Origin of the sequence: Terrabacter sp. NPDC080008 (assembly GCF_040702505.1) — a bacterium.
Lineage (GTDB): Bacteria > Actinomycetota > Actinomycetes > Actinomycetales > Dermatophilaceae > Terrabacter.
Genome location: NZ_JBFBLC010000001.1, coordinates 886,630 through 909,092, shown reverse-complemented (window position 1 = coordinate 909,092; position 22,463 = coordinate 886,630). Strand labels below are relative to the sequence as shown.

20 protein-coding genes are annotated in these 22,463 nt (G+C 72.3%); 3 read left to right on the top strand and 17 right to left on the bottom strand.

The genetic code is table 11. The features are described from left to right. Nucleotides 1-16 precede the first annotated feature (16 nt). The 11 genes from AB0316_RS04225 to AB0316_RS04175 all read right to left on the bottom strand — a co-directional run bounded on the left by AB0316_RS04225 (nucleotide 17) and on the right by AB0316_RS04175 (nucleotide 11,723). Complete coding sequence (locus AB0316_RS04225) at nucleotides 17-484, bottom strand: helix-turn-helix transcriptional regulator (RefSeq protein ID WP_366270708.1); 468 nt, start codon at nucleotides 482-484, stop codon at nucleotides 17-19. Between the two features lie 21 nt (nucleotides 485-505). After that, on the bottom strand, nucleotides 506-1,525 hold the full coding sequence (locus AB0316_RS04220) for a DnaJ C-terminal domain-containing protein (RefSeq protein ID WP_366270707.1): 1,020 nt from the start codon (nucleotides 1,523-1,525) through the stop codon (nucleotides 506-508). A gap of 89 nt (nucleotides 1,526-1,614) precedes the next feature. After that, a complete protein-coding gene (locus AB0316_RS04215; protein ID WP_366270706.1) occupies nucleotides 1,615-2,331 on the bottom strand; it encodes a nucleotide exchange factor GrpE in 717 nt (238 codons plus the stop codon). Next, entirely contained in the window at nucleotides 2,328-4,235 is a 1,908-nt protein-coding gene (gene dnaK, locus AB0316_RS04210; protein ID WP_366270704.1) for a molecular chaperone DnaK, read from the bottom strand. Before dnaK ends, AB0316_RS04215 begins: the two co-directional genes overlap by 4 nt. A gap of 149 nt (nucleotides 4,236-4,384) precedes the next feature. After that, on the bottom strand, nucleotides 4,385-5,494 hold the full coding sequence (locus AB0316_RS04205) for a glycerate kinase (RefSeq protein ID WP_366270703.1): 1,110 nt from the start codon (nucleotides 5,492-5,494) through the stop codon (nucleotides 4,385-4,387). A gap of 25 nt (nucleotides 5,495-5,519) precedes the next feature. After that, nucleotides 5,520-6,326, bottom strand: a complete 807-nt coding sequence (locus AB0316_RS04200; RefSeq protein WP_366271293.1) for a sugar phosphate isomerase/epimerase family protein — start codon at nucleotides 6,324-6,326, stop codon at nucleotides 5,520-5,522. 68 nt (nucleotides 6,327-6,394) lie between these two features. Then, the gene (locus tag AB0316_RS04195) at nucleotides 6,395-7,576 is read right to left on the bottom strand and encodes a dihydrodipicolinate synthase family protein (RefSeq protein ID WP_366270701.1); all 1,182 of its coding nucleotides are present in this window, start codon (nucleotides 7,574-7,576) and stop codon (nucleotides 6,395-6,397) included. After that, nucleotides 7,573-8,730, bottom strand: coding sequence for a Gfo/Idh/MocA family oxidoreductase (locus tag AB0316_RS04190; protein WP_366270699.1), 1,158 nt, complete (start codon nucleotides 8,728-8,730; stop codon nucleotides 7,573-7,575). Before AB0316_RS04190 ends, AB0316_RS04195 begins: the two co-directional genes overlap by 4 nt. A gap of 99 nt (nucleotides 8,731-8,829) precedes the next feature. After that, on the bottom strand, nucleotides 8,830-9,651 hold the full coding sequence (locus AB0316_RS04185; protein ID WP_366270698.1) for an ABC transporter ATP-binding protein: 822 nt from the start codon (nucleotides 9,649-9,651) through the stop codon (nucleotides 8,830-8,832). A gap of 2 nt (nucleotides 9,652-9,653) precedes the next feature. Beyond that, nucleotides 9,654-10,688, bottom strand: a complete 1,035-nt coding sequence (locus AB0316_RS04180; RefSeq protein ID WP_366270697.1) for an ABC transporter substrate-binding protein — start codon at nucleotides 10,686-10,688, stop codon at nucleotides 9,654-9,656. Between the two features lie 165 nt (nucleotides 10,689-10,853). Continuing rightward, nucleotides 10,854-11,723, bottom strand: a complete 870-nt coding sequence (locus AB0316_RS04175) for an ABC transporter permease (RefSeq protein ID WP_366270696.1) — start codon at nucleotides 11,721-11,723, stop codon at nucleotides 10,854-10,856. Nucleotides 11,724-11,863: 140 nt separating this feature from the next. On the opposite strand from AB0316_RS04175, the gene AB0316_RS04170 reads away from it, so the two are divergent. Further along, the gene (locus AB0316_RS04170) at nucleotides 11,864-12,955 is read left to right on the top strand and encodes a LacI family DNA-binding transcriptional regulator (protein ID WP_366270695.1); all 1,092 of its coding nucleotides are present in this window, start codon (nucleotides 11,864-11,866) and stop codon (nucleotides 12,953-12,955) included. Here the strand turns inward: AB0316_RS04170 and AB0316_RS04165 are convergent. The 4 genes from AB0316_RS04165 to AB0316_RS04150 all read right to left on the bottom strand — a co-directional run bounded on the left by AB0316_RS04165 (nucleotide 12,952) and on the right by AB0316_RS04150 (nucleotide 17,571). After that, nucleotides 12,952-14,598, bottom strand: a complete 1,647-nt coding sequence (locus tag AB0316_RS04165) for a sulfatase-like hydrolase/transferase (RefSeq protein WP_366270694.1) — start codon at nucleotides 14,596-14,598, stop codon at nucleotides 12,952-12,954. The two genes, AB0316_RS04170 and AB0316_RS04165, sit on opposite strands and share 4 nt — an antisense overlap. A 141-nt stretch (nucleotides 14,599-14,739) precedes the next feature. Further along, nucleotides 14,740-15,072 (bottom strand): hypothetical protein, encoded by a 333-nt coding sequence (locus AB0316_RS04160; protein ID WP_366270693.1) that lies wholly within the window; start codon nucleotides 15,070-15,072, stop codon nucleotides 14,740-14,742. A 21-nt stretch (nucleotides 15,073-15,093) separates the two neighbouring features. After that, nucleotides 15,094-16,809: an alkaline phosphatase D family protein gene (locus tag AB0316_RS04155; RefSeq protein ID WP_366270691.1), complete on the bottom strand. Its 1,716-nt coding sequence runs from the start codon at nucleotides 16,807-16,809 to the stop codon at nucleotides 15,094-15,096. A 9-nt stretch (nucleotides 16,810-16,818) separates the two neighbouring features. Next, nucleotides 16,819-17,571, bottom strand: a complete 753-nt coding sequence (locus AB0316_RS04150; RefSeq protein ID WP_366270690.1) for a dienelactone hydrolase family protein — start codon at nucleotides 17,569-17,571, stop codon at nucleotides 16,819-16,821. 67 nt (nucleotides 17,572-17,638) lie between these two features. On the opposite strand from AB0316_RS04150, the gene AB0316_RS04145 reads away from it, so the two are divergent. Next, entirely contained in the window at nucleotides 17,639-18,487 is an 849-nt protein-coding gene (locus AB0316_RS04145; protein WP_366270689.1) for a DUF3626 domain-containing protein, read from the top strand. Here the strand turns inward: AB0316_RS04145 and AB0316_RS04140 are convergent. Continuing rightward, on the bottom strand, nucleotides 18,454-19,110 hold the full coding sequence (locus tag AB0316_RS04140) for a hypothetical protein (RefSeq protein WP_366270688.1): 657 nt from the start codon (nucleotides 19,108-19,110) through the stop codon (nucleotides 18,454-18,456). The genes AB0316_RS04145 and AB0316_RS04140 overlap by 34 nt on opposite strands. 95 nt (nucleotides 19,111-19,205) lie before the next feature. Here AB0316_RS04140 and AB0316_RS04135 point away from each other — a divergent pair, with 95 nt between their 5' ends. After that, nucleotides 19,206-20,741, top strand: coding sequence for a nuclear transport factor 2 family protein (locus AB0316_RS04135; RefSeq protein WP_366270687.1), 1,536 nt, complete (start codon nucleotides 19,206-19,208; stop codon nucleotides 20,739-20,741). Here AB0316_RS04135 and AB0316_RS04130 read toward each other — a convergent pair. Further along, the gene (locus AB0316_RS04130; RefSeq protein WP_366270686.1) at nucleotides 20,725-22,440 is read right to left on the bottom strand and encodes an alpha/beta-hydrolase family protein; all 1,716 of its coding nucleotides are present in this window, start codon (nucleotides 22,438-22,440) and stop codon (nucleotides 20,725-20,727) included. The two genes, AB0316_RS04135 and AB0316_RS04130, sit on opposite strands and share 17 nt — an antisense overlap. Nucleotides 22,441-22,463: the final 23 nt, after the last annotated feature.

Below are 22,463 nucleotides of genomic sequence, written 5' to 3'. Positions count from 1 at the left end.
GCCCCGAGCCCGCGAGCTACCGGTTGGGACGCCACACGACGAGGGCCTGCGAGGAGGGGACGCGCGGCGGCCGCTGCCCGGGGCGCACGGTCACGACCTCGCCGCGCGGGCCCACGGCAAAGACGCGCGACCCGGCCGCCAGGGCCGCCTGCGCGGCCTGCGCGCTGGCGAGCTCCGCGGAGAGCTCGTCCACCCGTGACTGCAGGGCCGCGACGTGGTTCTCGAGGTCGAGGATGCGCTGGATGCCGGCGAGGGAGACCCCCTCCTGCGACAGGCGCTGCACCTCGCGCAGCAGCTGCACGTCGCGGGTGCTGTAGCGACGGCCCCCGCCGCGGGTGCGCGACGGGGAGACGAGGCCGAGCCGGTCGTACTGGCGCAGGGTCTGCGCGTGCATGCCGGCCAGCTCGGCCGCGACGGAGATGACGAAGACCGGGGCGTCGTCGTCGTGCCCCGCGGGGCGCGCGCTCTTGCGGGCCATCGCCATCACCTCCTCCTCAACTCGTCCTCAGGCGCGGGCGCGCCGGAACAGCTCGGCCCTCGGGTCGTGGCCGTTCTCGGCGGCCGCCATCTTCTCGATGGCTTCACGGGCCTCGTCGGTCAGTCGCTGGGGCACCAGCACCTGCACCTTGGCCAGCAGGTCCCCGGTATGATCGGCGCGCTTGACGCCGCGACCCTTGACGCGCAGCACGCGGCCGCTGGGGGTGCCGGGTGCCACCTTTACCTTGACCTGGCCGCCGTCGAGGGTCGGCACGGCGATGGTCGCCCCGAGCGCGGCCTCGGCGAAGGTCACCGGCACGTCGACGGTCAGGTTGTCGCCGTCGCGTCCGAAGACGGGGTGCTTCTCGACGGTCACCGTCAGGATCAGGTCGCCGGCCGGGGCTCCGGGGTCGCCCTGACGGCCCTTGCCGCGCAAGCGGATCCGCTGGCCGTCCTTGACACCTGCGGGGATGCGAGCGTTGATGCGGCCGAGGTCGGGCGAGCTGAGCGAGACGGTCGAGCCCTCCACGGCGTCGCGGAAGCCGATGCTCGTGCTGGCCTGCACGTCCGCGCCCGGCCGGGGTCCGGCCGGCGCGCCGTAGCCGCCGTAGCCCGCGCCCGGGCCGGCACCGCCGAACATCTGCCCGAGGATGTCCTCGAGGTTCGGCTGCGCACCGGCACCGCCGCCGCCGAAGCGGACGCGCGTGCCGCCGGGTCCGCCGGGTCCACCCGCACCGCCGAACGCGGAGAAGATGTCCTCGAAGCCCGCACCGCCCCCACCCGGGCCGCCCGCGGTGAAGCGGGCGCCGCCGTGGGACATGGCACGGATGGCGTCGTACTCCTTGCGCTTCTCGGGGTCGGACAGCACGGCATACGCCTCCCCGACCTCCTTGAAGCGCTCCTCCGCCTTGGTGTCCCCGACGTTGTGGTCGGGGTGCAGGTCGCGGGCGACCTTGCGGTAGGTCTTCTTGATCGTCGCGGCGTCGGCGTCCTGGGGCACGCCGAGGATCGCGTAGAAGTCCTTCTCGAACCAGTCCTGACTAGCCATGGCGCACCTCCTTCGTCACGAGAGCCCTCACGCTGCTCCCATCATCGGGTATGCCGCCGGGCTGCGCGTGCAGCCCGGCGGCGGACGTCTCAGGCGGGGTCGGCAACCGACACCCGCGCCGCGCGCACGAGCCGGTCACCGATGCGGTAGCCCGGCTGGAGCACCTGCACGACGGTGGTCCCCGTCGCGCCCTCGGGCAGCTCGGCCTCCACGTGCATGAGGGCCTCGTGCACGGTGGGGTCGAACTCCTGCCCCGCCTCGCCCAGGCGCTCGACGCCGTAGCGACCGAGGGTCGCCTCCAGCTTGTCGGCGATCGAGGCGAAGGGGCCGGAGGCGAGGTCGCCGGCCTGGCGGGCCATGTGGATGTCGTCGAGGACCGGCAGCAGCGACTCGACGACGCTGCCGACCGCCGTGTGACGGATGACCTCGCGGTCACGGTCGACGCGCTTCTTGTAGTTGACGTACTCGGCCTGCAGTCGCTGCAGGTCCGCGAGCAGCGTCGCGGCCATGCTCTCCTCCTCGGCGAGGGCCGTGCCCTCCGCCTCCCCGTCGGCCGCCGCAGCGGCGTCGCCGGCCGGCTTGGACCCGCTCGGCTCGCTCGAGGCGTGGTCGAACTCGTCCTCGCCGCCGGGCTCGGAGGAGGCGCCGGGGCCGCCCTCGTAGTAGGTGTGGTGGCGCTCGCCGTGGGCCTCGGCCCGCGAGTCGCCCCGCGGCGGGGTGCCGGCGGCGTCGCCGCCGGCACCCTCCGCGCTCGTGGCGGTCACGTCGGGCTGCTCGCCCGAGGTGCCGTGTGCGGGCTCGGTCACTTGGCTTCCTTGGCCTCGTCCTCGTCGACAACCTCGGCGTCGACGACGTCGTCGTCGGACGCGTGGCCGGCCCCGGCACCCGCGTCGGCCGTCTGGCCGTCCTGCGCGCCGGCGGAGGAGGCGTTGGCCGAGGCCTGCTCGGAGGCGTAGACGGCCTGGCCCATGGCCTGGGACTTCGTGTTGAGGTCCTCGACCTTGGCCTTGATGTCGTCGGCGCTGGCCTCGGAGCCCTCGGCGATGGCGGCCTTGAGGTCGGCGAGCGACTCCTCGACCGGCGTCTTGACGTCGGCCGGGACCTTGTCGCCGGACTCCTTGAGGAAGGACTCGGTCGAGAAGACGAGCTGCTCGGCCTGGTTCCTGACCTCGGCCTCCTCGCGGCGCTTGCGGTCCTCGTCGGCGTGGGCCTCGGCGTCCTTGACCATACGGTCGATCTCGTCCTTGGACAGGGCCGAGCCGCCGGTGATCGTCATCTTCTGCTCCTTGCCGGTGCCCTGGTCCTTGGCACTGACGTTGACGATGCCGTTGGCGTCGATGTCGAAGGTGACCTCGATCTTCGGCACGCCGCGCGGGGCCGGCGCGATGCCGGTCAGCTCGAAGGTGCCGAGCGACTTGTTGTGCTGGGCGATCTCGCGCTCACCCTGGAAGACCTGGATGAGGACCGAGGGCTGGTTGTCGTCGGCCGTGCTGAAGATCTCCGAGCGCTTCGTCGGGATGGCGGTGTTGCGCTCGATGAGCTTGGTGAACAGGCCACCCTTGGTCTCGATGCCGAGCGAGAGCGGCGTGACGTCGATGAGCAGGACGTCCTTGCGCTCGCCCTTGAGGACACCGGCCTGCAGGCTGGCGCCCATGGCGACGACCTCGTCGGGGTTGACGCCCTTGTTGGGCTCCTTGCCGCCGGTCAGCTCCTTGACGAGCGCCGTGACGGCGGGCATGCGCGTGGAGCCACCGACGAGCACGACGTGGTCGATGTCGGAGACCTTGATGCCGGCGTCCTCGATCACCTTGTGGAACGGGGCCTTGGTGCGGTCGAGGAGCGACTTGGTCATCTGCTCGAACTGCGCGCGGCTGAGGTTCTCGTCGAGGTGGATCGGGCCCTCGGGCGTCATCGAGATGTACTGCGCCGAGATGTTGGTGCTCGTCGCGGTGGACAGCTCCTTCTTGGCGCGCTCGGCCTCGTCACGCAGGCGCTGCATGGCGATCTTGTCCTTGGACAGGTCCTGGCCGGTCTTGTTCTTCACCTGGGTGATGAGGTGCTGGACGATGACGTCGTCCCAGTCGTCGCCACCGAGGTGGTTGTCGCCGTTGGTGGCGCGCACCTGGATCGTGGCGAAGCCGTCCTCGGCGTCCTTGCCGACCTCGAGGAGGGACACGTCGAACGTGCCGCCACCGAGGTCGAAGACGAGGATGAGCTCGTCCTCCTTGCCCTTGTCGAGGCCGTACGCGAGGGCCGCTGCGGTGGGCTCGTTGACGATGCGCAGGACGTTGAGGCCCGCGATCTCGCCGGCCTCCTTGGTGGCCTGGCGCTCGGCGTCGTCGAAGTACGCGGGGACGGTGATGACGGCGTCGGTCACCGACTCGCCGAGGTAGGACTCGGCGTCGCGCTTGAGCTTCTGGAGGATGCGGGCGCTGATCTCCTGCGCGGTGTAGCGCTTGCCGTCGATCTCGGGCGTCTTCCAGTCGGTGCCCATGTGGCGCTTCACGGAGCGGATCGTCCGGTCGACGTTGGTGACGGCCTGGCGCTTGGCGACCTCGCCGACGAGCACCTCGCCGTTCTTGGAGAACGCGACGACGGACGGGGTCGTACGCCCGCCCTCGGCGTTCGCAATGATGCTCGGCTCGCCGCCCTCGAGGACGGAGACGGCCGAGTTGGTGGTGCCGAGGTCGATTCCGACCGCACGTGCCATGGGTAGCTCCTTGTGGTGTGTTGCTGGTGGTTCTGGAACAGGTCCTTCGCTCAATCTGCTCCGGCCGGGACGTGATTGTCAAAACCGGACTCGCAAATCTTGCGTTCACCAGACTCAACTTCGGAGCCTCGCGGATTGTTCCGCCGTCCTCAGGACTTTCTCGTCAAACCACGTGCGGCGTGCTCGCCCACCCGCTCCAGCCACCGCGGCGCGTCGGCACGGGCGGCGGCGTGCGACCCGCCGGCGGCCTCGACGAGGGACCAGCCGCCCACTCCTTCGGGAAGGGGCGCCGCAAGGTCACCGGCCACCACGAGCCCCCGGATCCCGGCTGACGCGGCGCGTTGGAGCACGTGTCCCGTGACCTTGCCGGTCAGCGACTGCTCGTCCCACCTCCCCTCGCCCGTGACCACGACGTCCGCCCCGGCCATCGCACGGTCCAGCCCGACCAGGTCCGCGACCGCAGCCGCGCCCGGCCGAAGCGTCGCGCCCCACACGGTGGCGAAGCCGTATGCCGTGCCGCCGGCAGCACCGGCACCGGGCGCCTCGGCGTCTCCACCCAGCAGGCAGTCCCACCGCGACAAGGCCCGGTCCAGCGCCTCCACCTGCTCCGGGTTCGCGCCCTTCTGCGGCCCGAAGACGCGTGCTGCCCCCGTCGGCCCGACCAGCGGTGCCGTCACGTCGCAGAGGATCGTCACACCACGCGTCGGGGGAGGCCGTAGGCCGGCCAGGTCCACGCGCACCGCCGAGGCCAGCCCCAGACCACCGCGAGCGACCTCCTGGCCCACGACGTCGAGAACCCTCGCCCCGAGGGCCCTGAGGGCGCCGCTGCCGCCGTCCGTCGATGCCGAGCCCCCGACGGCGAGCGTCAGCTCTTCAGCGCCCGCGTCGAGGGCCGCCGCGAGCACTCGACCCAACGCCTCGGTGTCCGCACCACCCGGGTCGGCCGTGCCCACCAGTGGCAGCCCACAGCACTCGGCCAGCTCCACGACGGCCCGGTCGCCGACCATCCCCCACCTGGCCCGGTGTCGACCGCGTCCGGGCAGCTCGACGGTCTCGGTGCGCAGAGAGGCGCCCTCGGAAGCGAGGACGGCGCCGAGCGTGCCCTCACCCCCATCGGCCATCGGAACCTCGACGACGACGTCGGAGGGACGGGCTCGGCGCCAGCCGCGAGCGAGGGCCGCCGCGACCTCCGGCGCCGCCGCGGTGCCCTTGAAGGAGTCCGGCGCGACGACGACACGCAGGGGGCGGTCCGGCGTCACTGTGAGACCTCACGGCCCTGCGACCTCAGAGCCACGGCGCGACGAGCTCCTCGTAGCGGCCCCGCATCTGGGTCACGACCTCTACGGGGTCGCGGGACCAGATGTCGGCGTTGAAGATCTCGACCTCGACGTCCCCGGTGTAGCCGGCCGCCGTGACTGCCCGCGTCCACCGTTCGAAGTCGATGTGGCCGTCGCCCATCATGCCGCGGGCCAGCAACGCCCCCTCGGGGATGGGCAAGTTGAAGTCGCAGACCTGGTAAGAGCTGATCCGGTGCTCGAGTCCGGCTCGCGCCACCATCTCCTCGGCAGCCGGGTCCCAGAAGACGTGGAACGTGTCCACCACGACACCGACCACTGCAGGGTCGTGGTCGGCCGCGAGGTCGAGTGCCTGCGCCAGGGTCGAGATCACGGCCCGGTCCGCGACGAACATCGGGTGCAACGGCTCGAGCGCGAGGCGCACACCCCGGTCGGCGGCATACGGCGCCAGCTCGCCGATCCGGTCCGCGACCCGCTGGCGCGCCCCGAGGAGGTCGCGGTCACCGTCCGGGAGGCCGCCGGCGACGATCACCAGCTCGGGAGCGCCCAGCGCCGCCGCCTCGTCGATCGCGCGCCGGTTGTCGGCCACCGCTGCCGCGATGCCCTCCGGGTCCGCCGCGGTGAAGAAGCCACCACGGCACAGGGACGAGGCCCGCAGCCCCGCATCGCGCAGGCGCCGCGACGCCGCCTCGAGCCCGGCCTCCTCCACCTTGTCGCGCCAGAGGCCGAGCGCCGGCACGTCGAGGCGCAGGGCGAGCTCGACCGCCTCGTCGAGCGAGAGCCGTTGCGTCGTCATGGTGTTGAGCGAGAGCCGGGCCTGCGCCCCCGGCGCGGGCCGTCCGACCGCCACCGTCGTCGCCTGGCTCACGGCGCCTCCCACCCGTTGGCTGCCAGCCAGGCCGTGACGCGGCGCGCAGCCAGGTCGGGCTCGGCCACGAGGCCGGCCTGCTCGGCCAGCTCGAGGGCCCGCACGAGGTGCAGGACCGAGCGACCGGTGGAGAGCCCACCCACCATCTGGAAGCCAGGCTGCCTGCCGTTGAGCCAGGCCAGGAAGGCGATGCCCGTCTTGTAGAACCGCGTCGGGGCGGCGAACACGTGCCGGCCGAGGGCGCGGGTCGACTCGAGCACCTCGCGCGCCGTGGCCTCGTCGCCACGGTCGAGGGCCTGCAGCGCCGTCGAGGCCGCCGGGGCGATCGCCGCAAAGATGCCGAGCAGGGCGTCGGAGTGCACTCCGTGCTCGTCGTCGCAGACCAGCTCCGGGTAGTTGAAGTCGTCCCCGGTGTAGAGGCGCACGCCGTCGGGCAGCGCCCGTCGCAGGCGTCGCTCGTGGTCCGCGTCGAGCAGGGAGACCTTGACGCCGTCGACGCGCTCGGCGTTGCGGGTGACGAGGTCGAGGAACGCGTCGGTCGCGGCGTCGAGGTCGCGACTGCCCCAGTAGCCGGCCAGCTCGGGGTCGAACATCTCGCCGAGCCAGTGCAGGATGACCGGCGCGGACGCGACGTCGAGCACCTCCTCGTAGACCCGCACGTAGTCGGTGGGCGAGGTGGCCGCGCGGGCGAGCGCGCGGGAGGCCATGACGATGACTCCGCTCCCGGCCGCCTCGACGACCTTGACCTGCTCGGTGTAGGCGGCTGCGACGGCGCGGAGCCCGTCGGCGTCAGGCGTCGCACGCCCGGGGTCGAGCTGGTCGGTGCCGGCGCCCGAGGCGATCCGTCCGCCGAGCCGCCGAGCCTCCGCGGCCGAGCGCTCGATGAGCTCGCGGGTGGCCGTCCAGTCCAGACCCATCCCACGTTGAGCGGTGTCCATCGCCTCCGCCACCCCCAGGCCCCACGACCAGAGGTCGCGACGCAGCTCGAGGGTGGCGTCCCAGTCGACGTCGGCAGGCGAGCCCGGCGTGCTGTCGGCGAGCACCCGTGGCACGACGTGCGCGGCGGCATACGCCACGCGCGAGGTGATCGGACGGTCGGGGCGCACCCAGTCGCGCGGCCCCGCCAGCTCCAGGACCCGGCTCCCGCCGGACTCGGTGGGCAGGACGACGTGGGTCATGCCCTGAGCTCCGGCACCTCGAGGCGACGGCCCGTCGCGGAGGACTCGAGTCCGAGCGCGGCCAGCTGCACGCCGCGGGCACCGGACAGGAAGTCGTAGCGGTGCGGCCGGCCGGCGACGACGTCACGGAGGAACTCCTCCCACTGCGCCCGGAAGCCGTTGACGGGCGCCGCGTTGTCCGGGATCTCGATCCACTGCTGCCGGAAGCTCTGCGTCTCGGGCAGGTCGGGGTTCCACACCGGCTTGGGGGTGGCGCTGCGCGGCTGGGCGACGCACTTGTGCAGCCCGGCGACGGCCGAGCCGTGGGTGCCGTCGACCTGGAACTCGACGAGCTCGTCGCGGTAGACACGCACGGTCCAGGACGAGTTGATCTGCGCGATGACGCCGTCGCCCACCTCGAAGATGCCGTATGCCGCGTCGTCGGCCGTCGCCGCGTACGCCTGGCCCTGCTCGTCCCACCGCTGCGGGATGTGGGTGGCGGTCCGGGCGGTGACGGCGCGGACGGGCCCGAGGATGCCCTCGAGGACATAGTTCCAGTGGCAGAACATGTCGACGGCGATGCCGCCCCCGTCCTCGGCCCGGTAGTTCCAGCTGGGGCGCTGCGCCGGCTGGGTGTCACCCTCGAAGACCCAGTAGCCGAACTCCCCCCGGAGCGACAGGATGCGCCCGAAGAAGCCCTCGTCGACCAGGCGCCGCAGCTTGACCAGCCCGGGCAGGTAGAGCTTGTCGTGCACGACTCCGGCGATGACACCCGTCTCACGGGCCACCGTGGCCAGCGACAGCGCCTCCTCGACCGTCTCGGCCGTGGGCTTCTCCGTGTAGATGTGCTTGCCCGCGCGCATGGCCCGGGTCAGCGCGTCGACGCGGCGCGAGGTGACCTGGGCGTCGAAGTAGATGTCGACACTCTCGTCGGCGAGGACGGCGTCGACATCGGTCGACCACTCGTCGACGCCGTGTCGCGCCGCCAGCTCGCCGAGCTTCTCGGCGTTGCGGCCGAGCAGGATCGGCTCGAGCGCGACTCGGGAGCCGTCGGGCAGCTCCAGGCCTCCCTCGTCACGGATGGCGAGTATCGATCGGACGAGGTGCTGGCGGTATCCCATGCGGCCGGTCACGCCGTTGAGCGCGATCCTCAGGGACTTGGGGGTTTCGGGCATGACAGATCCTTCGGTCGGGGCCGGCCGGGTGGACCGGACCGGCGCACGCGGCAGGCCGCGAGGAGAGGGAGTGGACGGAGGGGAGGACGCGAGGGCGGTTCAGTCCACCTCGCCCGACGTGCCGAGCAGGTCGCGCACGGTCGTGGTGAGGTCCTGGAAGACCGGGTCGGCCATCGTCTCGGCGTAGACGCGGTGGCGGGGCAGGGCCACGTCGAGCTCGCGGAGCACACGGCCGGGGCGCGGGCTCATGACGACGACGCGGTTCGCGAGGTAGACCGCCTCGGGCACCGAGTGGGTGACGAGCAGCACGGTGGTGCCGGTCTCCTCCCAGATCCGGTGCAGCTCGACGTTCATCCGTTCCCGGGTGAGGGCGTCGAGGGCGCCGAAAGGCTCGTCCATGAGCAGCACCTCGGGCTCGTGCAGCAGCGCCCGGCAGAGCGACACGCGCTGCTGCATCCCACCCGACAGCTCGTGGGGCAGTGCGCCCTCGAACCCCTCGAGACCGGTCATCGCGATGAGGTCGCGGGCGCGTGCTCGCGCCCGGTCCTTCGGCATGCCTCGCATCTCGCCCTGGAGCAGGATGTTGCCCTCGACCGTGCGCCACTCGAGCAGGGCCGCACGCTGGAAGACGTAGCCGATGTCGGGTCGCGGGCCCGTGACGGTGGACCCGTTGAGGACGACCTCGCCGCGCGAGGGCCGGGTCAGGCCGGCGACCGCCTTGAGCAGCGTGGACTTCCCGCAGCCCGAGGGCCCGGCGATGCTGACGAACTCACCGCGCTCGACCGTGAGGTCGATGCCTTCGAGTGCGGTCACCTCGCCCCGCTTGGACGAGAACCGGATGTGCACGTCGTGCACCTCGAGGGCGTGTGCGGCGGGCGTCGGCCCGCTCCGGTGGGTGTCGTGGAGCGTTGCGGAGGCCATGCTCACTTGCCCGTCGGCTGGAAGCTGTTGTCGTAGTAGGCCGAGCGGTCCTTGGCCGAGCCGAGCAGGCCCGCTGAGGAGAGCACCTGGATCGTGGCGTCCCAGTCGGCGTCCGAGTCGGCGCCGGGCGCCTTCCCCTCGGTGTTCTTCGTGTGCAGCACCTTGATGGTCTGCTGCCACTGGTCGAGCAGGACCTCCTTCTTCGGCATCTGCGGGTCCTTGCCGGCCATGGCGTCGACCGCTGCCTGCGGGTCCTTCTCCGCTGCGGTGAAGGACTCGCTGGTGGCCGCGACCATCTCCTTGACGAGATTCGCCTTCGAGGAGATGGTCGAGTCCGCGGCGATGAGCCCGTTGCTGTAGAAGTTGAGGCCGACGTCGGAGTAGCGGAAGTAGCGCATCTGCTTGCCGCTCTTGGCCGCGATCGTCGGGCCCTGGTCGTGGGCGAAGCCGATGAGGCCGTCCACACGACCGCTGATGACGGCCGCGATCTTGCCCGCCGCGTCGAGGTTCTGCTGCTTGACGTCGGTCGGCTGCAGCCCAGCCTTCTGCAGGAAGATCGGGAACGTCGTCGTGGGGGCGTCGCCGGCGGACACGGCGATGGTCTTGCCCTTGAGGTCTGCCACCGTGTTGATGCCGCTGTCGGCGAAGACCTGGACGGCCGAGGGGGTCGTCTGCAGGAAGACACCGACGCTCTTGATCTTGACGCCCTTGCCGATGTTGGACAGGACGGCGGGCGTGTCGGCCCAGCCGAAGTCGACCTGGTTGGCGCCGACCGCCTGCGCCGTCTTCGTCGAGCCCTGCCCGGGCTTGATCGTGAGGTTGATGCCGTGCTTGGCGAAGATGCCCTTCTCGACCCCGTAGTAGAACGGGGCGTGCTCGCCGTAGGGATACCAGTTGAGCATCAGGGTGACGTCGGTGCCGCCTGAGCCGCCGGCGTTTCCGGAGGTGCCGGCCTCGGCGTTGCCGCAGGCGCCGAGGGCGAAGGCGGTGGCGGTCGCGGCCACGAAGGCCACGGCGCGTCGTCGGGTGAGCTGCATGGGAACCACTCCTAGTCTGCTGACTTCGTTGTCGGGTGTACGGGACGCGGCAGCCCGGCATGACCGGCCGAGCGCTGCGGGTCTCGTCGCGTTGTGGTGCTGTTGTGATGCTGATGTGGTGCTGTCCGTCGGCGCCGCGGCCCGGACGGGCGAGCGGGCGGTGGTCTAGAGCTGGACGGTGTTGCTCCCGACTCCACGCTGAGAGGCGTGCCACGGGATGACGAGTCGCTCGATGAGCTGGATGGCGGCGAACATGAGCACGCCGACCAGGGACATGATGATCAGGGCCACGAAGAGGCTGGCCGTGTCGACATTGCCGTTGGCCTGGAGGATGACGTAGCCGAGACCGGAGTTGGCACCGACGAACTCGCCCACGACGGCACCGGTCACGGCGAGGGTGGCAGCGACCTTGAGCCCCGAGAAGAGCTGCGGGAGCGAGGCCGGGAACTGGATCTTGCGGAAGACCTTGGCTCGACCTGCACCCATCGTCGAGGTCAGCTCGAGCACCTCCGGGTCGACGTCCCGAAGGCCGGCGAGGCCGGAGATGACGATCGGGAAGAAGGCCATCAGCACGGCGACGATGATCTTGGGACCGACACCGAATCCGAGCCACACCACGAAGAGCGGCGCGATCGCGATCTTGGGGATGACCTGGGCGAAGAGGACGACCGGGTAGATCGTGCGTTCCAGGCTGGGCGAGTAGACCATCGCGATGGCGACCGCCTCGCCCACCAGCACGGCGATGGCGAAGCCGATCAGCGTCTCGATCACCGTCACCCACGTGTTGGAGCCGAAGTAGCCGAGGTTGTCGGCGAAGGCTGACCACGTCGCGCCCGGCGAGGGGACGAGGTAGGCCGGAAGCAGGCCGCTGGCCGTGGTGACCCACCAGAGGACGAAGGCGACGACCGCGAAGGCGAGCGGACGCCAGGAGCGTTCCACCCAGCGGCCGAGGACTCCCTCGGTGCGCGGCGGGGCGGGCGCCGGTGACCGGGTCGTGGCCCGGGGCCGCTCGTCGAGTGCGGCTTGCGGAGACATCGTTGTCCTCTCTCTTGCTGCGCCGCCCGGCCCGAAATGCTGCGGAAAGCGCTTTCCGCTACTGTAGGTCTGGGGTCGAAGGGTGTCAACGGTTTGTCTCGATGCCCTAGATTCCCCACGAGGACAAGGAGGTCGACGACGTGGCAGTCACGCTTCAGCAGGTGGCCACCCTCGCGGGGGTGTCCCTCGCCACCGCGTCGCGGGTGCTCAACAGGTCGTCACGCCACCCCCGCGAGGACATCACCGAACGCGTCCGTGCCGCCGCCGCCCAGCTCGGCTACGTGCCCAACGCCCAGGCCCAGGCGCTGGCCCGCTCGACGACTGCGCTCGTCGGCCTGGTCGTGCACGACATCGACGACCCCTACTTCGCCACCATCGCCGCCGGCCTCCAGGCCACCGCACAGGCCGCCGGCAAGCAGACCCTCCTGGCATGCACCTATCGCGATCCCGACCTCGAGTGCGCGGCCGTCGAGTCGTTCGCGTCACACCGTACGGAGGCGATCGTCCTCGCTGGCTCACGACGCAGCAGCCCGGCTTCGGCCACCGACCGCCTCATCTCGCTGTGCACGGCCTACGAGCACAACGGCGGACGCGTCGCGCTGATCGGTCAGCCGCTGCCCGGGTTCTCCTCCGTCGTCCCCGAGAACCGCTCCGGCGCAAGGCAGCTGGTCCGGGAGCTGTTGCGAGTGGGACATCGACGCTTCGTGGTCGTCGCCGGGCCGAAATGGTTGCGGACGTCCACGGACCGCGCCGACGCCTTCGAGGCGGAGGTGCGCCGACATGCCGCGGTGGGCGGGCCGTACGAGGGCGTGGTGCTACTCCCTCGCGTCGTCACCGACTTCACCCGGGACGGCGCCTACGCCGGCGTCGCCGCGCTCCTCGAGAGCGTGGGCAACGACCACGGTGAAGCCCTTCCGCTGTGCGTCCTCGCGGTGTCCGACGTCATGGCCCTCGGCGTGCTCGCCGCATGCCGCGACCGAGGCTTCCCGGTGCCCGAGGCCGTCGGTGTGGCCGGCTTCGACGACATCAAGACGCTTCGCGACACCGCGCCGTCACTGACGACGGTGCACCTCGACCTCCAGGACATGGGCGCGGAGGCCGCTCGTCTCGCGCTCGCCCCGACCGCTGAGGACCCTCGTTCCGTCTCCTTCCCCGCCACGGTGGTGCTGCGCAACAGCACCCGCCTGGACGGGGGCCCAGGCGTCGGTCACGAGATCGCAGCCACCTCCTAGGCGGCGCCCACGGAGTCGCCACGCCAGCGTGGCGGCCCGAGCAGGACCGGACGCTCCGCCACCCAGGCGTGGTCGTCGGCGCCGATCTCCTCGTCGATGAGGGCCTCGAGCCGGGTCGACAGCGACTCGAGCAGTCCCGCCTGCTCGGGGTCGGAGGCGAGGTTTCGGGTCTCGCCCGGGTCGCTCTCGCGGTCGTAGAGCACGACGTCGTTGTCCCGGACCAGGTCGGCCACCGTGCGCGGCCGGTTGGGCTCGAGGGGCGAGAAGTAGCGGCCGAAGGTGTAGCGCTCGTCGGTCCAGCCCCGCAGGAAGCCCCGCTTGCGCCAGTCGGGACGCAGCTCCCCCGACTGCACCCGGGTCGGCGCGTCCCCGACGCCGAAGGCACGCCAGAAGTCGGCGTCGAGCGTGAGCACCGACTCCACGGCCGTGAGCACGCCGTCCCGCACCCGGGCCGAGGGGTCGAAGAGCGCAGGCGCCAGCGACCGGCCGTGCAGGCCCGCGAACTCCGACCGCAGCCGCCCGGCCTCCACCCCCGCCAGCTCGAGGATGGTCGGTGCGAGGTCGACGGCCGAGCCGAGCGCGTGGCTGCGCGCACCGCCGGGCACGTCGGGGTGCACGACGACGAGCGGCACGTGGAAGTTCTCGTCGTAGACGAGGTTGCCCTTCTGGCGCAGCCCGTGCGAGCCGGCCATCTCGCCGTGGTCGGAGGTGAAGACCACCACGGTGCGGTCGGCCTGGCCCGAGGCCGCGAGCGCGTCGAGCACGAGGGCGATGCTCCGGTCCACGTCCCGGATGCAGTTGAGGTAGAAGTTCACGCCGAGCCGCCACTGCTCCGCGGAGCTGATCTCGCCGAACATCGCGTCGGTGGCGCCGGCATACTCTCGCACGGCCTGCGGAGCGCTCGAGAGGTCGTCGCCGGCCGTGGCCGGCAGCTCGAGGTCCCAGACCCTGTCGTAGAGGGGGGTGCCGGCCGGCGGCCGCACCTTGACGGCGTCGGCGAGGTTGGGCGGTGGCGTGATCGAGCGCCGGCTGCCGTAGTCGTAGCTCATGACGTCGTGCGGGTTGACGAAGTTGACCGCCATGAACCAGGGCTGGCTCTGCGCGACGACCGGGGCGCGGTTGCGCAGCCACTTGACTGCCTGCCCGGCGATGACGGGATCGATCTTGAGACCGGCCCAGGCGCCGCCGTCGATGTCACCCCAGTCGTTGAACTCGGAGAAGCCGTAGGGCTCGAGCTCGTCGACGGTGGACGTCTGCTTCGTCGGCGAGAGGTAGGCGTTCGAGAGGTGCCACTTGCCCTGGTAGGACGTGTAGTAGCCGGCCGCCCGCATCATCGTCCCGATGGTCCCGAGGCCGGGGTCGAGCGGCCGGATGTAGGGCATGTTGTCGTTGTCGTAGATCTGGGTGATCGGCACGTGCCGGCCGGTGTACATCACGGAGCGCGACGAGCTGCACTGCGTGGACGCGACGTAGTAGCGGTCGAAGGTCGTGCCGCGCTCGGCGAGCCAGTCCCGCGCGGGAAGGCTCCAGCCGGGCGGTGTCGGCAGCGACCAGCGCTGCTCGTCGGTGGTGATCAGCAGGACGTTGGGGCGGCCCGCGGGCCCTCCCAGGCGTGGGGTGGACTGCTGGGTGGACTCGGACACGACGACTCCTTCGGAGGGCACAGCGTGGAGGGTCGACGGGGCGGTCGTGGCGCCACCGCGGATGGCCCGACCATAGGCCGGAACCGGCACCCGCGAGCCCGGACGCGGGAAGGCGTCGGATACCTCCGTTTGGTCCCTGCCTCAGACGGCCTGTTCTGTGACGCGGCGCAGCTCGAAGGCGGCGCGCAGCGGCTCGAGGTCCGCCGCGGGGACGTGCCGGGAGGCCAGTCGGTACGTGTCGTCGACGGGCCCGGAGAGGATGCGGACCGCCTCGTGCGGCGGGGCCACGTCGACGAGGTCGCGGTGGAGCAGGAAGAGGTCGTCCCGGGCCGCGAGCATCTCGAGCCGCTCCTGCGAGCGCAGGTCGAGCCCCTCCTCGACCAAGGCCACGGCCGGCGCCTCGGGGTAGTCGGCGACGCGCGCCCGCCAGGCGTCGATGCGCTCGTGCCCGTGCAGCGGTATGCCGTCCCGCAAGGCGGTCGCTCGACACGGCGGTCAGCTGCCGGCCGGGAGCCGGACGCTCGCGACCGTCGTGAGGACCGGGTGCTCGTCGTCGCCGCCGCGCACCTCGCCGCCGCGCCAGACGATCGACAGGTCGCGATCCTGCACCGTCAGCTGGGCCAGGCAGTTGTCGAACCACGGCCCGTCCGTCACCGTCCACGAGCAGGGCGGCTCGGGCACGTGCTGCGAACGCTCGGCCACGAACCGCATCGGGCGCACGAGTCCTCGGGCGAAGGCGGACATCATGACGCGGACCATCCTCGGCATCGGGTTGCGGATCGGCGAGCACACGGCCTGCACGATCCGGGACCGGGCCCCGTGACGGGCCCCGGCGTCGACGACCTCGGCGAGGTAGGAGTTGTGCACGTCCCCGGACAGGAAGACGACAGTGGCGGGGGCGGCGCCGCGCGCGCCGCGCGCCACCTGCAGCACCATGTCGAAGACCTCGGCGAAGCCGTCGTTGAAGGCCGCCCAGTGCTCCAGGTCGATCGACTGGCGCGCCTTCTCCGCTGCCTTGGCGACGAGCCGTCCGCGCGTCCCGCGGGCGAGCACCTCGTCGATGGCCTCGAGGTCGTGCAGGCCCGGCGGCAGCAGGAACGGCAACGAGGTCCCGATGAGCAGGTGGTCGACGTCGCCCGTGAGCTGCTCGTCCAGCCAGCGCAGCTCGGCCGGGTCGAGCATCGAGCGGTGGTCGGGCTGGAGCACCCGCGCGGCCCGCGAGTCCACGACGACGAGGCGGCTGTCGCCGAGGTCGCGCCGGTAGCTCCAGCGGTAGACGTCCGGGTGCCGGTCGACGCGGCGCGACAGCTCGAACACCGCCTCCGTCAGGTCGACCTCCGCCGACTCTGTGTCGTCGTCACGACCGCCCTCGAGCACCCGCGCGTAGACCTTGTCCGCGGCCAGCTCCCGGGGCGAGAGGTTGCCGATGTGCTGGTAGACCCAGTAGGAAGAGAGGCCGCCCATCAGCCGCTCGTGCCACCACGGGGTGCGGTTGATCTCCTCGTGCCAGGACCACGACGTGTTCCAGTCGTCACGGATGTCGTGGTCGTCGAAGATCATGCAGCTCGGCAGGGTCGAGAGCAGCCAGCGGTTCGCCTCGTCGCCCCACGCGAGGTGGTAGAGGTGGGCGTACTCCTCGTAGTTCTTGATCTCGGTGCCGGGCGGCTCGTCGAGGGAGCGCCGAGACGCGATGAACTCGCGCATCGCCTCGGGCGTCTCGTCGGCATAGACCTGGTCGCCGAGGAAGGCCACGAGGTCTGGCCACTCCTGCTCCCCGAGCGCGAGGGCGAGCGCCAGCGTGCGCAGGGCGTCCACCCCGTTGCTCCGGTTGCCCTCCCGGTCGTGCGGCACCGTGGTGCGGCACGAGCCGAAGAGCAGGCGGGTCGGGCGGCGGCGGTCGATGGTGCGGATGCGGGGCGCCGGGAAGGCGCTCCCCGGCTCGGGCCAGACCTGGGCGCCGTCGATGCCGACGGCGTACTCCCACTCCCCGCCGGGCTCCAGCCCGTCGACGACGACGAGCGCGTAGTGGTGGCCCTTGGCCTTGAAGGTCGGCGCACTCCACTCCCGCCCGCCCGCGTTGACGGTGACGACGGCGCGGCTCGCCGTCTCGACCCAGACCGTCGCGTCGGTCTCGCCGACGTAGCGCAGCATGGGGCCGAGCACGAGCGGGGCGGGGCCGGCAGGATCCTGCGCCGGGGCTGGGTCGGTCATGCGACAGGTCTAGTGCACGTCGGACGACGAGGTGGACGAAAGGTGCTCGCCGAGGAAAGCCAGGGTGCGCGTCCAGGCGTCGCCGGCCACCTCGGCGTCGTACTTCGTCGGCGACGTGTCGTTGAAGAAGGCGTGCCCGACCCCGTGGTAGACCCGCGCCGTGAAGTCGACACCGGCCTCCTGCATCCGCGACTCGAGGTCGGGGACGCCGTCGGTGATCCCGTGGTCCTCCTCGCCGTAGAACGCGAGGACCGGGCACGCGATCGTGGCCGGGTCGGCGTTCTCGGGGAAGCTGCCGTAGAAGGGCACCGCCGCGCGGACCCGGTCGTCGGCGGCGGCGAGGGCGAACGCGTACGTCCCCCCGAAGCAGAAGCCGACCACGCCGACCCGGCCCTCGACCCCGGGCTCGTCGACGAGCGAGTCGACGACGTGGCGCAGGGCGGGCACCGCCCACGCCGCGAACTCCGGCTGGCGCGCGGGCGTCGTCGCCGCCCGCATCTGCGGCTGGGCGGCCAGCCGGTCCTCCTCGGAGGAGCTGAACATCAGCTCGAAGATGCGCTCACCGACCTCCGGGGTCAGGCCGACGTGGCCGAGCAGGTCGGGTGCGACGGCGAGATAGCCCTGGGCAGAGAAGCGGTCGGCGATGTCCTTGACGTGGTCGACGAGCCCCCAGATCTCCTGGATGACGACGACCGCGCCGCGGGGCTGCCCGTCGGGGTCGGCGCGGTATGCGTGAAGGTCGTGCTCGGGAAACTCGATCATCGTGCCCATTGCCCAGACGTACCCGCTCCTGCGCGGATCGCGGCAGCCTCCGTGTGAGGATCCTCCCGTGACCCAGCCGTATGCCGTCCGCCGGGCGCTCGCGCATGTCCGCGGGCTCGCGTCGGGGGCGCCCCTCGACCCCGCGCTGCGGGTGACGCTCAACTTCCACCCCGACCGGCTGGTGCGGGGCGAGCCGATCCTCGCGGTGATGGCCCAGGACGGCGTCTACCGCTCCCAGTTCGAGACGGGCACGAGCAACGGCGGCCTCACCGCGCACCCCGGCGGCAGCCGCTGGCGGTGGGAGAGCAGACTCTTCGGCCGCGCCTACGACGCCGCGGAGCCGGCGCTGCGGCCGAAGTACGGCGCACTCGACCTGCACCGGCGGCCGCACGGCGGGGCTCCCCGCTTCGGCTCGGCCCACCTGCGGCTCGCCGCCCACACGCTCGAGCGCACGACGTTCTGCTTCCCGGACAGCGTCTTCGAGCCCGAGCACTTCGGCACGGCGGCGGCATTCGCGCTTCCGCCGCTCGAGGCGGACCACCCGCTGGACGTCCTGCCCGACGACCCGCTCGACGACTACGTCGAGGCGCACGTGCACGGCGTGCTCGACCTCGCCGCCGACGTCGAGGCGCTCGTCCTCGATCCCGGCTACCGCGGCACCGACGTCGAGGCGGACGCAGCCCGGATGGGCGTCCTCGTGGAGTGGCACCCGGGCTACCGGCTCGGCGTCGAGACGCTGCGCGCCCACCCCGACTACCGCGGCGCGGAGTTCGTCGCCCTCGGCGAGGCGCTCGCGGTCGACGGTGTCCTCACGCCGCAGCTGATCGGCGCCGCGTCACGCGCCGGTGGGCACGACGGGCAGTCGCTCAAGCGGGTGTGGCACTACGTCGCCCGCTTCGGGGCTCTCCCCGGCTGAGCCGCCCCGCCTGCCGGGTGGGCGCTGGTGACGACCGTCGTCACGACCGTGGTCACCGACGGGCGCCGCGGGGTCGAGGAGAACCCGAAGTGGCAGGGCGGGTCGACCGGCGCCAGCCTCCCGAGCGGCCGCCCGTCGAAGCTGCCCTCGAGGACGGTCACCGCGTGCAGGTCGGTGGCCCCGTAGTACTCGCGGCGGCCGGCGAGCGCCGTGCCGCGGGTGCGCACGCCGCGCAGGACCAGGTGGGCGAGCGGGTCGACGAGCGTCGCCCAGGCGGGACTCGCGGCGAGCCGGCGGGGCACGGCGTGCAGGAGCCGGCCGAGCGGCATACGCCCTCCGACCGTGAGGTCGAGCGCCAGCGACGGGGAGGTGACGTGCCAGTTTCGGGGGCCGGAGGTCACGGTGATCGGCTCGAGGCGCACCTCGTCGAAGCGGTAGGTCGCCTCGATGAACTCCGCGACGGGGGCGCTGGGGGCCAGCAGCACCCGGTGCCCGGAGGGCGTCTCGACCATCGCGTCGCCGAAGGACCCGAGCGGGCTGTGCTGCCACGACCCGACGACGACGCGCACGCCGGAGGTCGAGCCCGCCCCGGCGATGCGTCCGTGGAAACGTTGCGCTGGCACCCGCCGAGCCTAGGTGAGCCGTGAGACACAGCGCACGCGCCCGCGGGGACGTTCGGCCCTAGGACGGCGACCGGCCGCCGGGGCACGGTCGGGACATGCGCGGGGGTGCAGCGCGACGTCGACGGTGGGCAGCGATGGTGCTCGCGGCTGTGGCCGCGTCGGTCCTGCTCCTGCTGACCGGCTCGAGCCAGCACCCGCCGTGGGCCGAGCAGGCCCTGCAGTGGGTCGCGGCCCGGGACGGCGCGGCACACCGGTCCGTGGCCGAGCTTGTCCGCTTCGACTCGCCGCGCTCGGTGCTCCTGCTGTGCTGCAACCAGCGCGGCCCGATCCGGGGGCGCACCGCGGTCGACGACTTCCTCACCGCGAGCTTCGGGGACACCCTCGAGGAGGGCACGATGGGCCGCTCGTTCGTCGACGTCTCCGGCGTCGTCGTGGAGTACCGCTTCCCCGGCGACGAGCTGGACCGGCCCTCCGGCGGGGGCCCGCCGGCGCGCCGGGACGAGGCGCAGGCGTCGGAGGTCGACGGCGACGGCGACGTGACGCAGACCGTCCACGCCGCCTCGCTGCAGTACCTGCGCTCCCGCGTCTACGACGGACGTCTCTGGTACGGCGACGACCTGCTCTCCGCCCGGCCCCTCGTCGACCGCTACCTCGCGGCGTGGTCCGGCCGGGACCCCGCCGCGGTCGGCGCCCTCTACGCCGACGACGCGACGGTGCTCGACTCGGTCCTGGGGGTGCGGCTCCGGGGCCGCGCGGCCATCGCGTCCTGGGCCGCCGGGCACGGCGGGGCACCACTGCGGCTGGACTCCGTCCCGGGTGGCGGCGGCCCCGCGCTCTACGGCTACTGGGGCGACTACGAGAGCCACCTGCACGCGTACGTCGCGTATGCCGGTGACGAGGGGGCCGGTTGCCCCGGGGGCGTGCTCGCGCGGCTGCGGATCGAGGACGGCCGCATCGTGTCCGAGCGCCGCTACCACGACGTGGCGTCGCTGCGGCGCTGCGTCGACACGGACCGACTGCCAGACGGGTGGTGGGCCCACGCCCGCATCCCCGCGCCGCCACAGGACCAGGTCACCGGGTCGGTGGCCACGGCCGGTCGGCTGGTCGAGCTGCACAACGGGACGCCGCAGGCCGAGGAGCTCGTCCGGTGGGCGATGGCGCGGTTCCCGGACGCCGGCCTCGAGGCGCCTCAGGTCGCCTTCGTCGCGTTCGGCGCGGAGGCCCATCCGCAGGAGTGCACGGGCGGCACGTGGGGGCTGGCCACCCAGTCCGACGCGAGCGCGCACGTCTTCCTGTGCCTCACCGTCGAGCAGGCCGCCACGACGTTCCAGCGCTCGGTGCTGCTGCACGAGCTGGCCCACGCCTGGACCTGGCAGAACATCGACACCTCGCTCCGGCAGCAGTTCGTGGCTCGGATGCGTCTTCCGGCCTGGGACGGCGGCGCGGTGCCCTGGAGCCGGCGCGGCATCGAGCAGGCGGCCGATGTGCTGGCCTGGGGCCTGTCCGGCGACGCGCCGCCCGCGGAGGAGCTTGCCGGACACGGCTGCGCCGATCTGACCGCCATGTTCCGGCTGCTGACCGGCACGGCGCCGCTGCAGCCGGCGTGCCCACCGGTCAGGCGACCCGGTTGACCGTCTTCTCGATGCCGGCGATGACCTTCGAGTAGTCCTCGGTCGGCGAGCCGCCGAGGACCGAGCCCCACGCGGGCACCAGCTCGGGACCGTAGCGGTGGCCGTAGCCGTCGGACGGGTCGTGCCCCACCGCCATGTCGGTGGTCAGCTGCCAGAACGTCACGAACGGGATCCACGTGACGTCGGGGTTGACGTCGCGGCCGCGCGGCTCTCGCAGCCAGTCGGGCTCCGCGCCGAGGAGCGCGGGGTTCCACCAGACCACGGGGTCGGACGGGTGCTGCGCATAGACGAACCGCGGGAAGTCCCAGACGCCGTAGTCACGGCCGTAGTAGTCGTGGGTCAGCTGGTCGCCGCTGGCGGCGAACCGGATGTGCAGGCCGTCGTCGACGACCGGGACGATCTCGGGGGACCCCGGCGTGCGGGACGCGGTCAGCTGCGCCACGATGTCGGTGAAGCTCGGCGTGCCCACCCAGACGCCGCCCTGCGCGCGGGCGAGCATGTCGCGGGCGTCCGCGAACGCGGCCTGACCGCCGTAGGAGCCGAGCGACTCCCCGCCGACGACGAGCTGCGGACGGCGCCCCTCGGGCAGGGTGCGCCACACGGCATACACCTTGTCGAAGAGGGCCTTGCCGGCCTCGCGAGGGGTGTCGCGGTCGGTCATCATCGACATGGCGCTCGGCAGGTAGGAGTACTGCATGGCGGCGATCGCGCTGTTGCCGTCGCTGAGGTACTCGATGGACTGCGCCGACCAGTCGTCCACCCACCCGGTGCCCGTCGTGGTGATGACCGCCAGCACGTGCCGCTCGAAGCCACCGGTGCGCCGCAGCTCGGCCACCACCGCGTCGGCGACGTCGGAGACGGTGCGGTCGCCGGTGCGCCCGGCGTACACCCGGATCGGCTCGGTCGCCCCGCGACCGGTCGCTGCCGTGATCTGCGCCGGCGTCGGGGCGCTCGTGACGAACATCTGCCCCTGGTAGCCCAGGCTGGCATAGGACTCGAGCGACCCCGGTCCGCCCGAGCGCAGCGGCGAGGAGGGGGCGGGCCGGCCCGTCGGCTCGGAGTTGCCCTGCGCCGCGACCCCGGCGAACGCCTGCATGGTGCGGTGGAAGAGCACGCTGTCGGTGACCCACGCGGCCCCGAGGGCGACCACGACGACGGCGACGACGGTGGCGATGGTGCCTGGCAGCACGTGGCCGACGGCCTCGGCCAGCTGGTGCGTCGCTCCACGCAGCCCCCGCGCGACGAGGAGGAAGAGCACGGCGATGGCGGCCGCCAGCCCCAGGGCCAGCGCCCAGTCGAGCGGACTCAGCGGGTCGAGGTTCACGACCGCGGCCGTGCGGGCCTGCGAGCGCACGTTGGCCACCGTCAGCCCGAGCACGGCGACGGCGCCGAAGACGGGAGCGGCCACGAGGAGCCAGTGCCGCGCCTCGCCGCTGACGGTGACCCGCAGGTCGACGAGCCGCGACACGCGCCGCACGACCCAGGCGACGAGCGCGCCGAGCGCATAGCCCACCGCGGCACACAGCCCGCTGATGATGCCCTGGTAGTACCACGTGCGCGGCAGCAGGCTCGGCGCCATGGAGGTGAGGAAGAAGGCGGCGCCGAAGAGCAGCCCCGTGCGCGAGAGGTGCCACCACGGGCGGGGCACCCGGAGGGTCGTGCGGGAGGGTGAGACCTCCGGCTGCGGCACGTCGGGCATGGCCCAACCCTAGGTCGCGGCCT